The organism is Ruegeria sp. YKSF131 (assembly GCF_059612645.1).
On sequence record NZ_JBXWQZ010000026.1, the window covers coordinates 1 to 13,241 of the forward strand.

General features: G+C 56.6%; 15 protein-coding genes. All 15 read left to right on the plus strand.

What is annotated here, in order from left to right:
* Positions 1–630, plus strand: a 630-nt coding sequence (locus tag AC2FLZ_RS11225; protein WP_496882180.1) for a DUF2182 domain-containing protein, incomplete at its 5' end; no start/stop codon positions are given.
* 4 nt (positions 631–634) lie between these two features.
* A complete protein-coding gene (locus AC2FLZ_RS11230) occupies positions 635–1,339 on the plus strand; it encodes a DUF1326 domain-containing protein (protein ID WP_480516951.1) in 705 nt (234 codons plus the stop codon).
* A 153-nt stretch (positions 1,340–1,492) separates the two neighbouring features.
* Positions 1,493–1,627 carry a DinB family protein gene (locus AC2FLZ_RS11235; protein ID WP_480623060.1) on the plus strand — a complete coding sequence of 45 codons (135 nt, stop codon included), beginning with the start codon at positions 1,493–1,495 and terminating at the stop codon, positions 1,625–1,627.
* A complete protein-coding gene (locus AC2FLZ_RS11240) occupies positions 1,628–2,731 on the plus strand; it encodes a dimethylsulfoniopropionate demethylase (protein WP_496808525.1) in 1,104 nt (367 codons plus the stop codon).
* A 106-nt stretch (positions 2,732–2,837) separates the two neighbouring features.
* A complete protein-coding gene (gene acuI / locus AC2FLZ_RS11245) occupies positions 2,838–3,833 on the plus strand; it encodes an acryloyl-CoA reductase (protein ID WP_480553443.1) in 996 nt (331 codons plus the stop codon).
* 181 nt (positions 3,834–4,014) lie between these two features.
* The gene (gene frr / locus AC2FLZ_RS11250; RefSeq protein ID WP_480472657.1) at positions 4,015–4,578 is read left to right on the plus strand and encodes a ribosome recycling factor; all 564 of its coding nucleotides are present in this window, start codon (positions 4,015–4,017) and stop codon (positions 4,576–4,578) included.
* Positions 4,579–4,587: 9 nt separating this feature from the next.
* Positions 4,588–5,319 (plus strand): undecaprenyl pyrophosphate synthase, encoded by a 732-nt coding sequence (uppS, locus tag AC2FLZ_RS11255; protein ID WP_480553445.1) that lies wholly within the window; start codon positions 4,588–4,590, stop codon positions 5,317–5,319.
* A complete protein-coding gene (locus AC2FLZ_RS11260; protein ID WP_480545597.1) occupies positions 5,316–6,098 on the plus strand; it encodes a phosphatidate cytidylyltransferase in 783 nt (260 codons plus the stop codon). Before uppS ends, AC2FLZ_RS11260 begins: the two co-directional genes overlap by 4 nt.
* Complete coding sequence (gene dxr, locus AC2FLZ_RS11265; protein WP_496882181.1) at positions 6,098–7,270, plus strand: 1-deoxy-D-xylulose-5-phosphate reductoisomerase; 1,173 nt, start codon at positions 6,098–6,100, stop codon at positions 7,268–7,270. The genes AC2FLZ_RS11260 and dxr overlap by 1 nt, the downstream gene beginning before the upstream one ends.
* Positions 7,271–7,274: 4 nt before the next feature.
* A complete protein-coding gene (rseP, locus tag AC2FLZ_RS11270) occupies positions 7,275–8,627 on the plus strand; it encodes an RIP metalloprotease RseP (RefSeq protein ID WP_480472665.1) in 1,353 nt (450 codons plus the stop codon).
* A 79-nt stretch (positions 8,628–8,706) separates the two neighbouring features.
* The gene (locus tag AC2FLZ_RS11275) at positions 8,707–8,835 is read left to right on the plus strand and encodes a hypothetical protein (RefSeq protein ID WP_267364732.1); all 129 of its coding nucleotides are present in this window, start codon (positions 8,707–8,709) and stop codon (positions 8,833–8,835) included.
* A 128-nt stretch (positions 8,836–8,963) separates the two neighbouring features.
* The gene (gene bamA / locus AC2FLZ_RS11280; protein ID WP_480472667.1) at positions 8,964–11,324 is read left to right on the plus strand and encodes an outer membrane protein assembly factor BamA; all 2,361 of its coding nucleotides are present in this window, start codon (positions 8,964–8,966) and stop codon (positions 11,322–11,324) included.
* A 6-nt stretch (positions 11,325–11,330) separates the two neighbouring features.
* Positions 11,331–11,909, plus strand: a complete 579-nt coding sequence (locus AC2FLZ_RS11285; protein ID WP_496714502.1) for an OmpH/Skp family outer membrane protein — start codon at positions 11,331–11,333, stop codon at positions 11,907–11,909.
* A 73-nt stretch (positions 11,910–11,982) separates the two neighbouring features.
* Complete coding sequence (gene fabZ, locus AC2FLZ_RS11290) at positions 11,983–12,456, plus strand: 3-hydroxyacyl-ACP dehydratase FabZ (RefSeq protein WP_267364735.1); 474 nt, start codon at positions 11,983–11,985, stop codon at positions 12,454–12,456.
* A complete protein-coding gene (gene lpxA / locus AC2FLZ_RS11295; protein WP_496714503.1) occupies positions 12,453–13,238 on the plus strand; it encodes an acyl-ACP--UDP-N-acetylglucosamine O-acyltransferase in 786 nt (261 codons plus the stop codon). Before fabZ ends, lpxA begins: the two co-directional genes overlap by 4 nt.
* The last annotated feature ends 3 nt before the right edge of the window (positions 13,239–13,241 follow it).

A 13,241-nucleotide genomic window follows, 5' to 3' on the forward strand; every position in this document is an offset into this window, starting at 1 on the left:
GATATGTACATGCCGATGGCCGAGTTTGGCACGCTGTTCTGGATGTGGGCGATCATGATGGCGGCCATGATGCTGCCGACACTTGTGCCAACCCTGCGCAGCTATGACGACCTGATCCGCGGTGCCAATGGCACCCGTGCCGGTTGGCTGGGTGTACTTGCAGGGTATTCGTTGGTTTGGGTCGGGTTTGCGGCTGTGATCGCGGGAACGCAGCGGGCCCTGCTGTTTGGTGGCGTGATTGATATGCTGGGCATTGCCAGGTCCGGCTGGGTTGCGGGCGGGTTGATGATCGTAGTTGGCGCGTTTCAGTTCTCGCGCGCCAAAGAGGTCTGCCATGGTGTGTGCCACGCCCCTATGGCCTATTTCCTGGGCCATTGGAGAACTGGATTTGCGGGCGGCGTCCGCATGGGGCTGGACCTTGGTGCCTTCTGCGTCGGATGCTGCTGGGGTTTCATGGCGCTTGGTTTTGTGGGCGGTGTCATGAGCCTTTTGTGGATGGGTCTTGCGACCCTATTCATGGTTTTGGAGAAACTTCCCCAGATCGGTCATGCTGTAACCCGACCGGTGGGATTTGTATTGATTGCGGGCGGTCTTGTCCTGCTCGTTTACCCTATTAACTACGGAGGATAAGCCAATGGCAAAGAACAGAAAACCGGATGCCGACCGGTTGCCCGTCAGCCAGCGTATCGACAGCCGGATGCCCAATCCCAAACGTCGCGAGATGAGCCCGACGGACTGGGCCATCAAGGGGGAGTTGATCCTGAACTGCTCGTGCGATGTGTTCTGTCCCTGCGTCGTTTCACTGGGCGCGCACCCTCCGACCGAAGGGCATTGTCATGCCTGGATGGGTATTGTCGTTGATGAGGGCCATTACGAGGGCGAGGACCTGTCGGGTCTGAATATCGGCCTGCTGGTCGATATTCCCGGCCGGATGGGCGAAGGCCAGTGGAAAGTGGCGGCTTACGTAGATGAGCGCGCCAGCGGCAAAGCCTATAACGGGCTGCTGCAAATCTTCAGCGGGCAGGCGGGCGGTACCACCGGTCTGTTCACCATGCTCGTCAGCGAAATCATCGGGGCCGAACGGGCGCCGGTTCAGATCGAGCGTGACGGCACCAAGCGCCGCATCATGATCGGCCGCAAGATTCAGGGTGAGATCGAGATGCTGGCGGGCAAAGACCCCGAACATCCCGTGATGGTTTCAAACTCAAAATACTGGATGGGTCCTGACATCATCGTGGCCCGCGGCACCAAGTCGAAAGTGCGCGACTACGGGCGCGTTTGGGATTTTGGCGGCAAGTCCGCTGAAATCTGTCCGATTGATTGGCACGGGCCCAAGTGATGATCTCAGGCGCACTTGCGCAAGAGATGGCGCGGTAAAATCACTGGCAAAACTCGCAGTTGGCCGAGTTTCTGCAATAGTTGTCGCATCAGAAACTGTCTGTTGCTTGGGCCAATCAAAAGGTGCTTAGTCGTAAAAGAGGTCGACATCACAATGTCTTACGAAAACTGTGTCATCCATTTCTTCAACCATCAGACCCACCACCGGGATCAATTGCACAAAATGCTGACCGAAGTTGGTTCGCAAACGCCCGTCAGCGACATCGTCTTTATGCCCAAGGAGGTTTGAATGCCGCAGATTTCCGCCTCTCGCCGCTTGCGGCGCACACCGTTTTCAGAAGGGGTCGAGGCCGCAGGGGTCAAGGGATACACGGTTTATAACCGTATGCTGTTGCCCACGGTCTTCGACAGCGTCGAAGCCGATTACCGGCACCTGAAATCCCACGTGCAGGTCTGGGATGTCGCATGCGAGCGGCAGATCGAGCTACGCGGACCGGACGCCGCGCGTCTGATGCAGATGCTGACCCCGCGCGATTTACGGGGGATGTTGCCGGGGCAATGTTTCTATGTCCCCATCGTGGACGAAACCGGAGGCATGCTGAATGACCCGGTTGCGGTAAAACTGTCCGAAGACCGCTGGTGGATTTCAATCGCTGACAGCGACCTGTTGTTGTGGGTCAAGGGAATCGCCGTTGGATATCGTCTGGATGTGCTGGTGGACGAACCGGATGTGTCACCTCTTGCTGTTCAGGGTCCCAAAGCCGACGACCTGATGGCGCGTGTCTTTGGCGACCGGGTGCGCGACATCCGGTTCTTCAAATTCGATATGTTCCAGTTTGAAGGTCGCGATCTGGCTGTGGCGCGATCCGGTTATTCCAAACAGGGCGGGTTCGAGATTTATGTGGAAGGCAGCGATATCGGCATGCCCCTGTGGAACGCCCTGTTTGCAGCAGGGGAAGATTTGCAGGTGCGCGCCGGATGCCCGAACGTGATCGAACGGATTGAAGGTGGTCTGCTGTCTTATGGCAATGACATGACCGACGACAACACCCCGCATGAGTGCGGTTTGGGCAAGTTCTGCAACACACATACTGCGATTGGCTGTATCGGTCGGGACGCGTTGCTGCGTGTGGCCAAGGAAGGGCCTGTTCAGCAAATCCGCCCCGTCGCCATTGCCGGCGATCCTGTACCGGGCTGCGACCGCCCATGGGGCCTTTACGCGGACGGCAAGCGTGTGGGGCAGGTGACCTCGGCCGCGTGGTCACCCGATTTCAACACCAACGTCGCCATTGGCATGGTACGCCTGAGCCATTGGGATGCGGGAACGGAGCTGGACGTAGAAACACCAGATGGAATGCGCCGCGCGACCGTGCAGCCGCATTTCTGGATTTAAAGGGGGGTTTTGGGGGCGCTGCCCCCGTCGCTGCGCGACTCCCCCGGGATATTTGGGGCCAGGTGAAACAACGGGCCGGTTACAGAAACACGAAAGGAATTGAGAGATGTTCAATGCACTTGTGATGGACAAGGACGAAGAAAGCGGTTTGGCGAGCGCGTCGGTCAGGCAACTCACGCTGGATGATCTGCCGCATGGCGACGTCACGGTCGCGGTTGAATATTCCACAGTGAACTACAAGGACGGTCTGTGTCTGTCCCCCAAGGGGGGCGGTTTGGTGCGGGCGTATCCGCATGTCCCCGGAATTGATTATGCCGGTACTGTCGAGGCATCGACCGATGCGCGTTACAAGCCGGGTGACAAGGTTGTTCTGACCGGGTGGCGGGTAGGCGAGGCGCATTGGGGTGGTTATTCGCAGAAAGCCAGTGCCAAGGCGGACTGGCTGGTTCCTCTGCCGGATGGGCTTGATACCCGGCAGGCGATGGCTGTTGGTACCGCCGGGTTTACCGCGATGCTGGCCGTGATGGCGTTGGAGGATCACGGGCTGACCCCCGATCGCGGCCCGGTTCTGGTAACCGGGGCGGCCGGTGGTGTCGGGTCGGTGGCCACTGCCATTCTGGGTCATCTCGGCTATCAGGTGGCTGCCGTGACCGGGCGACCCGAAACCGGAGATTATCTGAAATCGCTGGGTGCAACGACAATAGTGCCCCGCGATGAGCTGAATGAGACTACCAAGCGCCCGTTGGAAAGTGAAACCTGGGCGGGTTGCGTGGATGCCGTGGGCGGTGCGATGCTGGCGCGTGTGCTTGGGCAAATGAAATACGGCTGCTCGGTCGCGGCCGTGGGTCTGGCGGGCGGTGCGGCGTTGCCTGCAACGGTGATTCCTTTCCTGCTGCGCGGTGTGAACCTTCTTGGCATCGACAGTGTCATGCAACCCTATGAAAACCGGGTTCGTGCCTGGCAAAGGATCGCAACCGACCTGCCCATGGACAAGCTCGAGTCGATGGTTCAACCGGCGGCCTTGTCTGATCTTCCGCAACTGGGTGCCGATATCCTGAAAGGGCAGGTCAAAGGGCGCGTTGTTGTCGATTTGAATGCCTGAGCGCAGATGACAGCCTAAACCCGATACGATGCCGTGTCGGGTTTTGCGAAGGTGCGTTTGGTACAAATTGATCGCAACACCTCTGGCCATTGGTACAAAACCGCCTCATGATTGCTATACATCCCAAATGTGATGGCGTAAGACCCATCCAAAGAGTACCTGAATACGGGGAGTGAGCAGCATGTCTGACGACTTCGAACTGGACACCGATGACCTGAAACGCCGCATGGATGGCGCAATGGCCAATCTGAGAACCGAATTTGCCTCGCTGAGAACCGGGCGCGCATCGGCTTCGATGCTTGAGCCTATTATGGTAGACGCTTACGGCTCGACGACACCGATCAACCAGGTGGGCACCGTCAACGTCCCAGAGCCGCGCATGGTCACTATAAATGTGTGGGATAAGTCATTGGTAGGAAAGGTTGAAAAGGCCATTCGCGAAAGCGGATTGGGCATCAACCCGCAGCTGAACGGCACAATCATAATGCTGCCGATTCCCGAGTTGAACGAAGAGCGTCGCCGTGAACTGGGCAAGGTCGCTGGCCAATATGCGGAAAGCGCCCGGATCGCGATCCGCAATGTGCGCCGGGACGGCATGGATCAGATCAAGAAGGCAAAAGCGGACGGTATGTCTGAAGACGACCAGAAGCTGTGGGAAAGCGAAGTGCAGGATCTGACGGATGCGATGATCAAGGCTGTAGATGCGGCGCTTGAAACCAAGCAAACTGAAATCATGCAGGTCTGATCTGGTCTGATGCCGAAAGATCCCCAAACCGATCCGGTCTGCGGCCCGCGCCATGTCGCTATCATCATGGATGGCAATGGCCGCTGGGCGCAGGCGCGTGGTCGCCCCAGGCTGTTTGGGCACCATGCCGGTGCGCGGCGTGTTCGCGAGGTTGTCGAGGCCTGTCCACATCTGGGGATCAAGTACCTGACTGTGTTTGCATTCTCGACCGAGAACTGGAAGCGAACGCAGGTTGAGGTGGCCGGGTTGATGAGCCTGTTTCGGCGCTACATCATCAAGGAGACACGGACCCTGGCAGATAATGGCATCCGGGTTCGGTTCATAGGTGATCGGGTAAGGTTGGATTCAAAACTGATCGAATTGATGGATTCACTGGAAGAAGAAACCAAGGACAACGACCTTGTTCATCTGACGGTCGCCCTGAATTATGGCGGTCGGGACGAGGTAGCGCGCGCCACCAAACGTCTCGCGCGGGATGTGGCCGACGGGCAGCTTAAACCCGAGGATGTGGATGAAGAAACGTTGCCTAAGTATCTGGATACACGCGTTCTTCCGGATCCCGACCTTGTCATTCGAACCAGTGGCGAAGCACGGATTTCAAATTTTCTGCTGTGGCAGTCCGCCTATTCCGAGTATGAATTTATAGATACGTTGTGGCCGGATTTCACCGCGGCAGAACTCGAAAGGCTATGTCGCAACTATGGGGCCAGAGAGCGCCGGTACGGGGCGGTTCTGGCATGAGTGATGGCCGGTGGTCTGATCTGACGAGTCGGGTCCTTTCTGCCGCCGTTCTGGTTGCGATAGGGGCCATCGAAGTCTGGCTTGGCGGTCTCTGGTTCGAGGTCTTCATTGCAGCTGCTTGTGGCCTGATGACCTGGGAACTGGTCCGGATGATTGACCCTGAAAGCCAGGGTGTGGCCGTGCAGTTGGGCGTTCTGACTGCGTTTGCCGTTATCCTCAGCTACCACCTGCCGGCGCTATACACGCTCCCTGTCGTGCTTGCGCCAGCTTTGGTGGGTATGGGACAGATCGGTCGTTCGAAAACCTTATACGGCTTGTTCGCGGTCTGGATTGTTGCGGCTGGTCTGGGATTCATTTCCATTCGCGAAAACTCGGGATTTGGCTGGATGGTCTGGCTGATAGCGGTGGTGGTGGCCACGGATGTGGCGGGCTATTTTGTGGGCAAAATGGTCGGAGGGCCCAAGTTCTGGCCAAAGGTCAGCCCCAAGAAAACATGGTCTGGAACGGCAGGCGGATGGGCTGCCGCGGCCTGTGTCGGTATCGCCTTCGCAAGCCACGCGGGTTTCGGATTTGCCTTTGTTGTTGTTTCCGTTTTCGCATCAATGGCCAGCCAGGCGGGTGACATAATCGAAAGCGCGATCAAACGTAAGTTCGGGGTCAAGGACAGTTCGAACCTGATCCCCGGCCATGGCGGCTTTCTGGATAGGTTCGACGGCATGATGGGGGCTGCGGTGTTTGTTCTGATCGCAGGGCTTCTGTACACGCCGGGTGAGATGTAATGCGACGGATTTCCGTTCTTGGCGCCACGGGTTCGATCGGGCAAAACACGCTTGATCTGATTTCGCGTAATCCCGAAGGCTATGATGTGGTGGCGCTTACCGGCGGCGCGAATATTCAACAGCTTGCCGATGACGCTCGTCGGTTGCGCGCCGATCTGGCTGTCACGGCACACGAAGACAGGTTGGAGGACCTGCGCGTCGCCTTGGCGGGCAGTGGGGTCGAAGTGGCGGCCGGGCCGCGCGCAATTGCCGAGGCTGCCGCGCGTCCGGCGGATTGGGTCATGTCAGCAATCGTCGGGGCAGCAGGCCTTGCGCCTGGGATCGAAGCCCTGAAACAAGGGACGACACTGGCCTTGGCCAACAAGGAAACACTGGTCTGCGCCGGATCACTGGTTCTGGAAACTGCAAAAAACTATGACGCGCGTTTGCTTCCGGTCGACAGTGAGCATTCTGCCGTGTTTCAGGCGCTGGTCGGCGAAGATATCAAAACGGTCGAACGCGTGATTATCACCGCAAGTGGCGGAGCGTTCCGCGACTGGCCGCTGAAGGATCTGGCAACCGCCACCGTCGAACAAGCGTCCAGCCATCCGAATTGGGATATGGGACAGCGGATCACAATCGACAGTGCCTCGATGTTCAACAAGGCGTTGGAAGTAATAGAAACAAAAGAATATTTCGGAGTATCTCCGGATCAAATCGAAGTTTTGGTTCATCCTGAATCCATTGTCCATGCAATGGTCGGGTTTCGAGATGGCGCAATGATGGCACATATGGGCGCCCCCGATATGCGCCATGCCATAGGGTATGCGTTGCACTGGCCGGAAAGGCAGAAGCTGCCGGTTCAGCGGCTGGACCTGGCAAAGCTGGCTCAGCTACGCTTTAACGAACCGGATCTCACACGCTATCCAGCCCTAAAACTTGCTTGGGACGTCATGGAGTGCGGTGGGCTGGCCGGCGCGGTATTCAATGCCGCCAAGGAACGCGCGCTGGATCACTTCATTGCGCGCCGGATCGGCTTTCTTGATATGGCGGACACCGTTTCTGCCGTATTGGACAGGTTTGACGCAACGGGTGGCCTTATTGATGCCCCGATGACACTTGATAACGTACAGCAAACCGACCATCTGGCACGTCAGTGGGTCGATAACACTGTGATGGAACGAGCAGGATAGAATTTTGGACGTACTTTCCCTGATCCCGCAATTCGGCAATCTGCTGTGGACGATTGTTGCCTTTGTTATTGCGCTGTCGGTCATTGTGGCCGTGCATGAATATGGCCACTACATTGTGGGCAGGTGGTCGGGTATCCATGCCGAAGTCTTCTCGCTCGGGTTCGGGCCGGTGCTCTGGAGCCGCAAGGATAAGCGCGGAACCAAGTGGCAGATCGCAGCATTGCCTTTTGGTGGATATGTAAAGTTTCTGGGCGATGCCAATGCGGCCTCGGGCAAGGATGAAGAGGCGATGGAAGACATCGCGACCCAAAGTCCTGAGGAGTTGCGCCGCACCATGCACGGCGCCCCGCTATGGGCACGGGCAGCAACTGTCGCGGCTGGCCCGGTCTTTAATTTCGCCATGTCCATTCTGGTTTTTGGCCTGATCTTCTGGTCACAGGGCGTTTCGCGTGAACCCCTGACCGTTGGCGCGTTGCAGCCTTTGCCAGGCACCGTGCAGGAATTGCGCGAGGGAGATGTGATTACGGCTATCGCCGGTCGTCCGACACCGGACTATGACGAAGAAGTCGCATGGAAGGAATTCATCGACCAACTGCCTGTTCAACCGGTTCTGGATTATTCCGTGATCCGCGATGGCCACCCCCTTGAGGTTCAGGCCCCCTGGATGCTTCCGCCGCTGATCCGTCAGGTTGCCCCGCGCAGCGCGGCTATGGATATCCAACTGAAGCAAGGGGATGTCATCACATCGGTCAATGGTGAACCGATCTTTGCCTTCGAACAGCTAAAGGATCATGTCGAAGGATCGGACGGCCGCGTCTTGCTGCTTGAAGTCTGGCGGGATGGGTCCGAGTTGGAATTTGCCCTAGCGCCCCGGCGCACGGATGAACCGCAGCCTGATGGTGGTTTTGTCACCCATTGGCGCATCGGAATCGTCGGTGGCATGATGCTGGAGCCTGCTACGGTACCGGCTGGTCTTTTCGATTCCCTAAAGGGCGGTGTCATCCAGACAGGCCGCATCATCGAAGGGTCCTTGTCCGGCATGTGGCACATGGTGACGGGCGCAATCAGCACCTGCAACATCTCGGGGCCAATCGGAATTGCCGAAACCTCGGGGGCGATGGCCAGCCAGGGGGCGCAGAACTTTATCTTCTTCATTGCTGTCCTTTCGACGGCCGTAGGCTTGTTGAACCTGTTTCCCATTCCGGCGCTGGATGGCGGGCATCTGATTTTCTACGCCTACGAGGCCATTGCCGGGAAACCACCCAGCGACCGGGCGTTGCGCATACTCATGGGCATTGGAATTGCGATCATTCTGACGCTGATGCTGTTTTCGGTCAGCAACGACCTGTTCTGCTGAATGTGGCGGCTGGAGCAAATTCCAGCCGCATTCCCGCCATATTTCAGCGCTACAGTATTCCCGTCAAAAGGGAACAGTCATGTCCAAAACGCTGAAAAAATCGTATCAAAGCTTTAGCTTCCTGTTCATGTTGAATTGGGACGTTATGCTGAGCTTTGCCGTTACAGCGTTGGCAATGGCTGGGGCCGCCTATCTGGCGGGAATGTGATTCTCGGGAAAATCGTAGGTCTGTTGTCCCGTGGCTGTCTGCCTGACTGCTTCGATATCGCCTTTTGACAAGCTCATTCAATCCCGTTACTCAGCATTAAAGTCTCAAAATTCTGGGTAGAGCATAAAATGACTGACAGGCGAGACGCAGGCACATCCTGCGGGGGGCATAAGCCGATAAACAATATTTTGTGGCAGGCGCTAACGGTTTTTTTCCTTTTTGTTGCGGTAAGCTTACTGGCGTTTCCACATGCGGCATCGGCGCAAAGCTACACGATCAACTCGTTTGATGTTGAGGGGAATCGCCGGATCGAAACCGGGACAATCATCGCTCGTACCGGAATCGAACCGGGCCAGACCGTAACGGCCGGACAGCTTAACGATGCCTATCAGCGTTTGCTTGACAGTGGTGTATTTGAAACAGTCGAACTGACACCGCGCGGCACGACTCTGGTCATTCAGGTTCAGGAATACCCAACGATCAACCAGATCAGCATTGAAGGGAATGCTCGCGTCAAAGACGACGTTCTTCTGGACGTGATCTCGTCGCAACCACGCCGGGTTTTTACGCCTCAGGCTGCCGAAGCGGATGCTGACACGATCGCCGAAGTGTATTCGGCCCAGGGTCGTGTCGCGGCAACTGTCATTCCTCGCATCATCCGTCGCAGCGACAACCGGGTCGATCTGGTCTTTGAAGTGGCAGAAGGCACGACCATTGAGGTCGAGCGCGTCAGCTTTGTCGGCAACCGCGCCTTTTCGGACCGGAGGCTGCGCCGGGTACTGGAAACCAAACAGGCAACGTTTCTGCGGACATTCTTCCGCAACGACACGTTTATCGGCGACCGCATCGAATTCGACAAACAAGTCATTCGCGATTTCTACCTGTCGCGGGGCTATATCGATTTCCGTGTGAACAGCGCCAACGTCGAATTTACCCGCGAACGGGATGCGTTCTTTCTGGTGATGAACGTCACCGAAGGCCAAAAGTTCTCGTTTGGAAAGATAACGACGGTTAGCGAAATCGCCGGTGTCGATGCGGCGCCGTATCAGGATGCGCTGAAAATCAAACCTGGCGTGACCTATACGCCGACGCTGGTGGAAAACTCGATCGCGCGGCAAGAGCGCCTTGGGTTGAAGCAGGGCGTTGATTTCCTGCGTGTTGAACCGCGTGTGACGCGCAATGACCGAGATCTTACCCTGGACGTCGAATTTGTTCTGACGAAGGGTCCGCGTATTTTTGTTGAGCGGATCGATATCGAGGGCAACACCACCACGCTGGACCGTGTGATCCGTCGTCAATTCGACACCGTCGAAGGTGACCCGTTCAACCCGCGTGAAATCCGTCAGGCCGCGGAACGCATCAATGCGCTTGGGTTCTTTGCGGTTGCGGAAGTTGAGCCTCGGGAAGGGTCGTCACCCAGCCAGGTCATTCTTGATGTGGATGTCGAAGAACAGCCTACAGGCTCTCTGAGCCTTGGCGGCAGCTACTCGGTCACAGACGGCTTCGGGATTGCAATCGGCCTGAACGAGGCGAACTTCCTGGGACGCGGTCAGAATCTTGGTGTGTCCATCTCGACAGCACAGGATTCAGAACAATACACGATTAACTTTACCGAGCCCTATTTGCTGGGCCGAAAGCTGCGTTTCGACCTTGGACTGGGTCTGTCGGCAACCAATTCCGGCTTTGCGAGTTACGACACGAGCTCGTTGTTTTTCACACCTCAACTGACCTATGCAATCGGCGAACTATCTGCTCTTCGGTTGCGCTATGACTGGGACCGCAGCGAGATGACCCAGCAGAGCGATCAGGTCAACGGTGCGGTGATTGCGTCTGAGATTGCGCAGGGGAAACGGACATCCAGCTCGCTGGGACTGTCATACATCTATGACAGCCGGATCGGTGGTCTGGACCCGAATTCAGGCGTTCTGTTCGAGGTTGGCGTCGACGCGGCGGGTCTTGGTGGCGATAACAAATACTTCAAAACCACCGCTCGCGGGATCGCCCAAACACGGGTCTGGAACGAAGAAGTCGTTCTGCGTGCAACACTGGAACTGGGTGCGTTTAATTGGACTGGCGATGGTTTCAGCCGCGCTGTTGACCGCTTTGTTTTGGGGCCTCGTACCTTCCGCGGGTTTGAACCGGCCGGTATTGGCCCGCGTGATTTGTCCAATGGCCAGGATGATGCCATCGGTGGCAACTATTACTGGGTCGCGCGTTTTGAAACCGATTTCCCCTTGGGTCTGCCCGAGGAGCTGGGCCTGCGGGGCGGTCTGTTCTATGATGTTGGAAACCTATACAACATCAACGATGTGAACACCGCAGGGGCAAATATCGTTGGTGCAGACGGGTCCATTCGTCACGTAATCGGCATCTCGGTCCTATGGGAAACACCGTTTGGACCTTTGCAGTTCAACTTCTCGAAGGCTCTGAAAAAGGAAACGTTCGACAAGGAACAGAACTTTGACCTGACCATTCAGGCTCGGTTCTGATCTGCGATGACGAACAGGTTCTTTACCTTGATACAGGGCCCGCTTTGGGCCCTGTGTGCATTTCTGATGCTGTTTCAGGCTCCTTCGGCTGAAGCACAGCAACTGGGTGTTCCGCAAGCCAGCGTGGTCACATTGTCCGGCGAGCAGCTGTTCAAGAACTCGGCATTCGGGCAGCGCGTGCTGCGCGAGATCGAAAAAGAAAGCGCGATGCTTGCGGAAGAAAATGAGCGGATCGTCGCGGAACTCAGCCGCGAGGAAAAAGACCTGACTGAAAAGCGTGCAACCATGCCAGCCGAAGAGTTTCGACCTCTGGCCGAAGCGTTCGATGTCAAGGTGCAGTCCCACCGTGACGGGCAAAGAGCAAAGCTTGACGCGTTGGCGCGTCGCAGCGAAGAGGCGCAACAGACGTTCTTTGAAATAGTTCGACCGATCCTTGTTGATTTGCTGCGCGAATTTGGGGCCAGCGTGATCATCGAACGTTCCAATGTCGTTGTAAGCACGTCAGATATCACAGAAGCTGCGATAACCCGTGTAAACACGGCAATTGGCGATGGCAGCGGGCTGCAAAAAGACAAGAGCGAATAGGTTCGCTTGCCCTTACGAGGCTGTATTGCTAACCACGCTGAAAAAGAAACATTCAGAACGGGATACCTGCATCATGACAACGGAACCCAAAAGCGCCGATATTCAGTTGATCCAAAGGATCCTGCCGCATCGTTATCCGTTTTTGCTGGTCGATAAGGTGGTTGACATCTCTGGCTATCAATCGGCCCGCGGTATCAAGAACGTCACCATGAACGAGCCGCATTTCCAGGGGCATTTTCCGGGAACTCCGATCATGCCAGGTGTTACCATCGTTGAGGCGATGGCGCAGACCGCAGGCGTGATGCTGGGCGTGGGTATGGATGTCATCGACACCGAGTTGCTGATCTATTTCATGAGCATCGACAAGTGTAAATTCCGCCGGAAAGTTGTTCCTGGCGACGTGCTAGAAATGCATGTCGAAACGGTTCGCGGCAAGAAGGGTGGGAAGCTTTTCAAATTCAACGGCCGCGCAACTGTTGATGGTGAAGTAGCCGCCGAGGCAGAATTCTCGGCCTATGTCGATTGGGATATGGAAAAAACAACATGAGCGGTATCCATCCCAGCGCGATTATCGAAGATGGGGCGCAGATCGGGCAGGATTGCATCATCGGTCCTTTCAGCTATGTGGGCGCCAATGTAAAACTGGCTGATCGGGTCGAGTTGAAGTCTCATGTCGTTGTGACCGGTGATACATCGATTGGCGAAGACACCGTGATCTTTAATTTTTCGGTGATCGGTGAGATTCCTCAGGACCTGAAATTCGGCGGTGAAAATACGCGCCTTGAAATCGGTCAGCGCAACCGCATTCGCGAGCATGTAACGATCAACACCGGAACCGAAGGCGGCGGTGGCGTAACCCGGATCGGGGATGATTGCCTGCTGATGGCAGGTGTTCATGTGGCCCATGACGTGCAGATCGGCAACCGGGTAATCATGGTGAACCACGCGGGCGCAGCCGGTCACTGTATCGTCGAGGATGAAGTAATCATCGGTGGCATTTCGGGCCTGCACCAGTGGGTGCGCGTTGGACGTGGGGCGATCATCGGTGCGCTCACCATGGTGCCCAAAGACGTCATTCCCTACGGACTGGTACAAGCATCCAGGGGTGAGCTTGAAGGTCTGAACCTCGTGGGTCTCAAGCGTAAAGGTGTTTCGCGCGAAGACATCTCGGCATTGCGTGCCGCGTTCAAGGAGTTGTCTGAAGGCGAAGGAACGTTCATGGATCGCGCCAACCGTCTTGGTCAGGGTAACGACAGCGACTATGTGCAGCGGATCGTTGATTTTGTCACCGGACACAGCGATCGGTCGTTCCTGACACCGAGGAAATAGGAA

Bases quoted from the DNA above. Each gene is read 5' to 3' on its own strand.
- fabZ (WP_267364735.1), top strand. From the start codon at position 11,983: ATGACAACGGAACCCAAAAGCGCCGATATTCAGTTGATCCAAAGGATC.
- acuI (WP_480553443.1), top strand. From the start codon at position 2,838: ATGTTCAATGCACTTGTGATGGACAAGGACGAAGAAAGCGGTTTGGCG.
- dxr (WP_496882181.1), top strand. From the start codon at position 6,098: ATGCGACGGATTTCCGTTCTTGGCGCCACGGGTTCGATCGGGCAAAAC.
- AC2FLZ_RS11285 (WP_496714502.1), top strand. From the start codon at position 11,331: ATGACGAACAGGTTCTTTACCTTGATACAGGGCCCGCTTTGGGCCCTG.
- AC2FLZ_RS11260 (WP_480545597.1), top strand. From the start codon at position 5,316: ATGAGTGATGGCCGGTGGTCTGATCTGACGAGTCGGGTCCTTTCTGCC.
- AC2FLZ_RS11230 (WP_480516951.1), top strand. From the start codon at position 635: ATGGCAAAGAACAGAAAACCGGATGCCGACCGGTTGCCCGTCAGCCAG.
- frr (WP_480472657.1), top strand. From the start codon at position 4,015: ATGTCTGACGACTTCGAACTGGACACCGATGACCTGAAACGCCGCATG.
- bamA (WP_480472667.1), top strand. From the start codon at position 8,964: ATGACTGACAGGCGAGACGCAGGCACATCCTGCGGGGGGCATAAGCCG.
- AC2FLZ_RS11240 (WP_496808525.1), top strand. From the start codon at position 1,628: ATGCCGCAGATTTCCGCCTCTCGCCGCTTGCGGCGCACACCGTTTTCA.
- AC2FLZ_RS11275 (WP_267364732.1), top strand. From the start codon at position 8,707: ATGTCCAAAACGCTGAAAAAATCGTATCAAAGCTTTAGCTTCCTGTTC.
- uppS (WP_480553445.1), top strand. From the start codon at position 4,588: ATGCCGAAAGATCCCCAAACCGATCCGGTCTGCGGCCCGCGCCATGTC.
- lpxA (WP_496714503.1), top strand. From the start codon at position 12,453: ATGAGCGGTATCCATCCCAGCGCGATTATCGAAGATGGGGCGCAGATC.
- AC2FLZ_RS11235 (WP_480623060.1), top strand. From the start codon at position 1,493: ATGTCTTACGAAAACTGTGTCATCCATTTCTTCAACCATCAGACCCAC.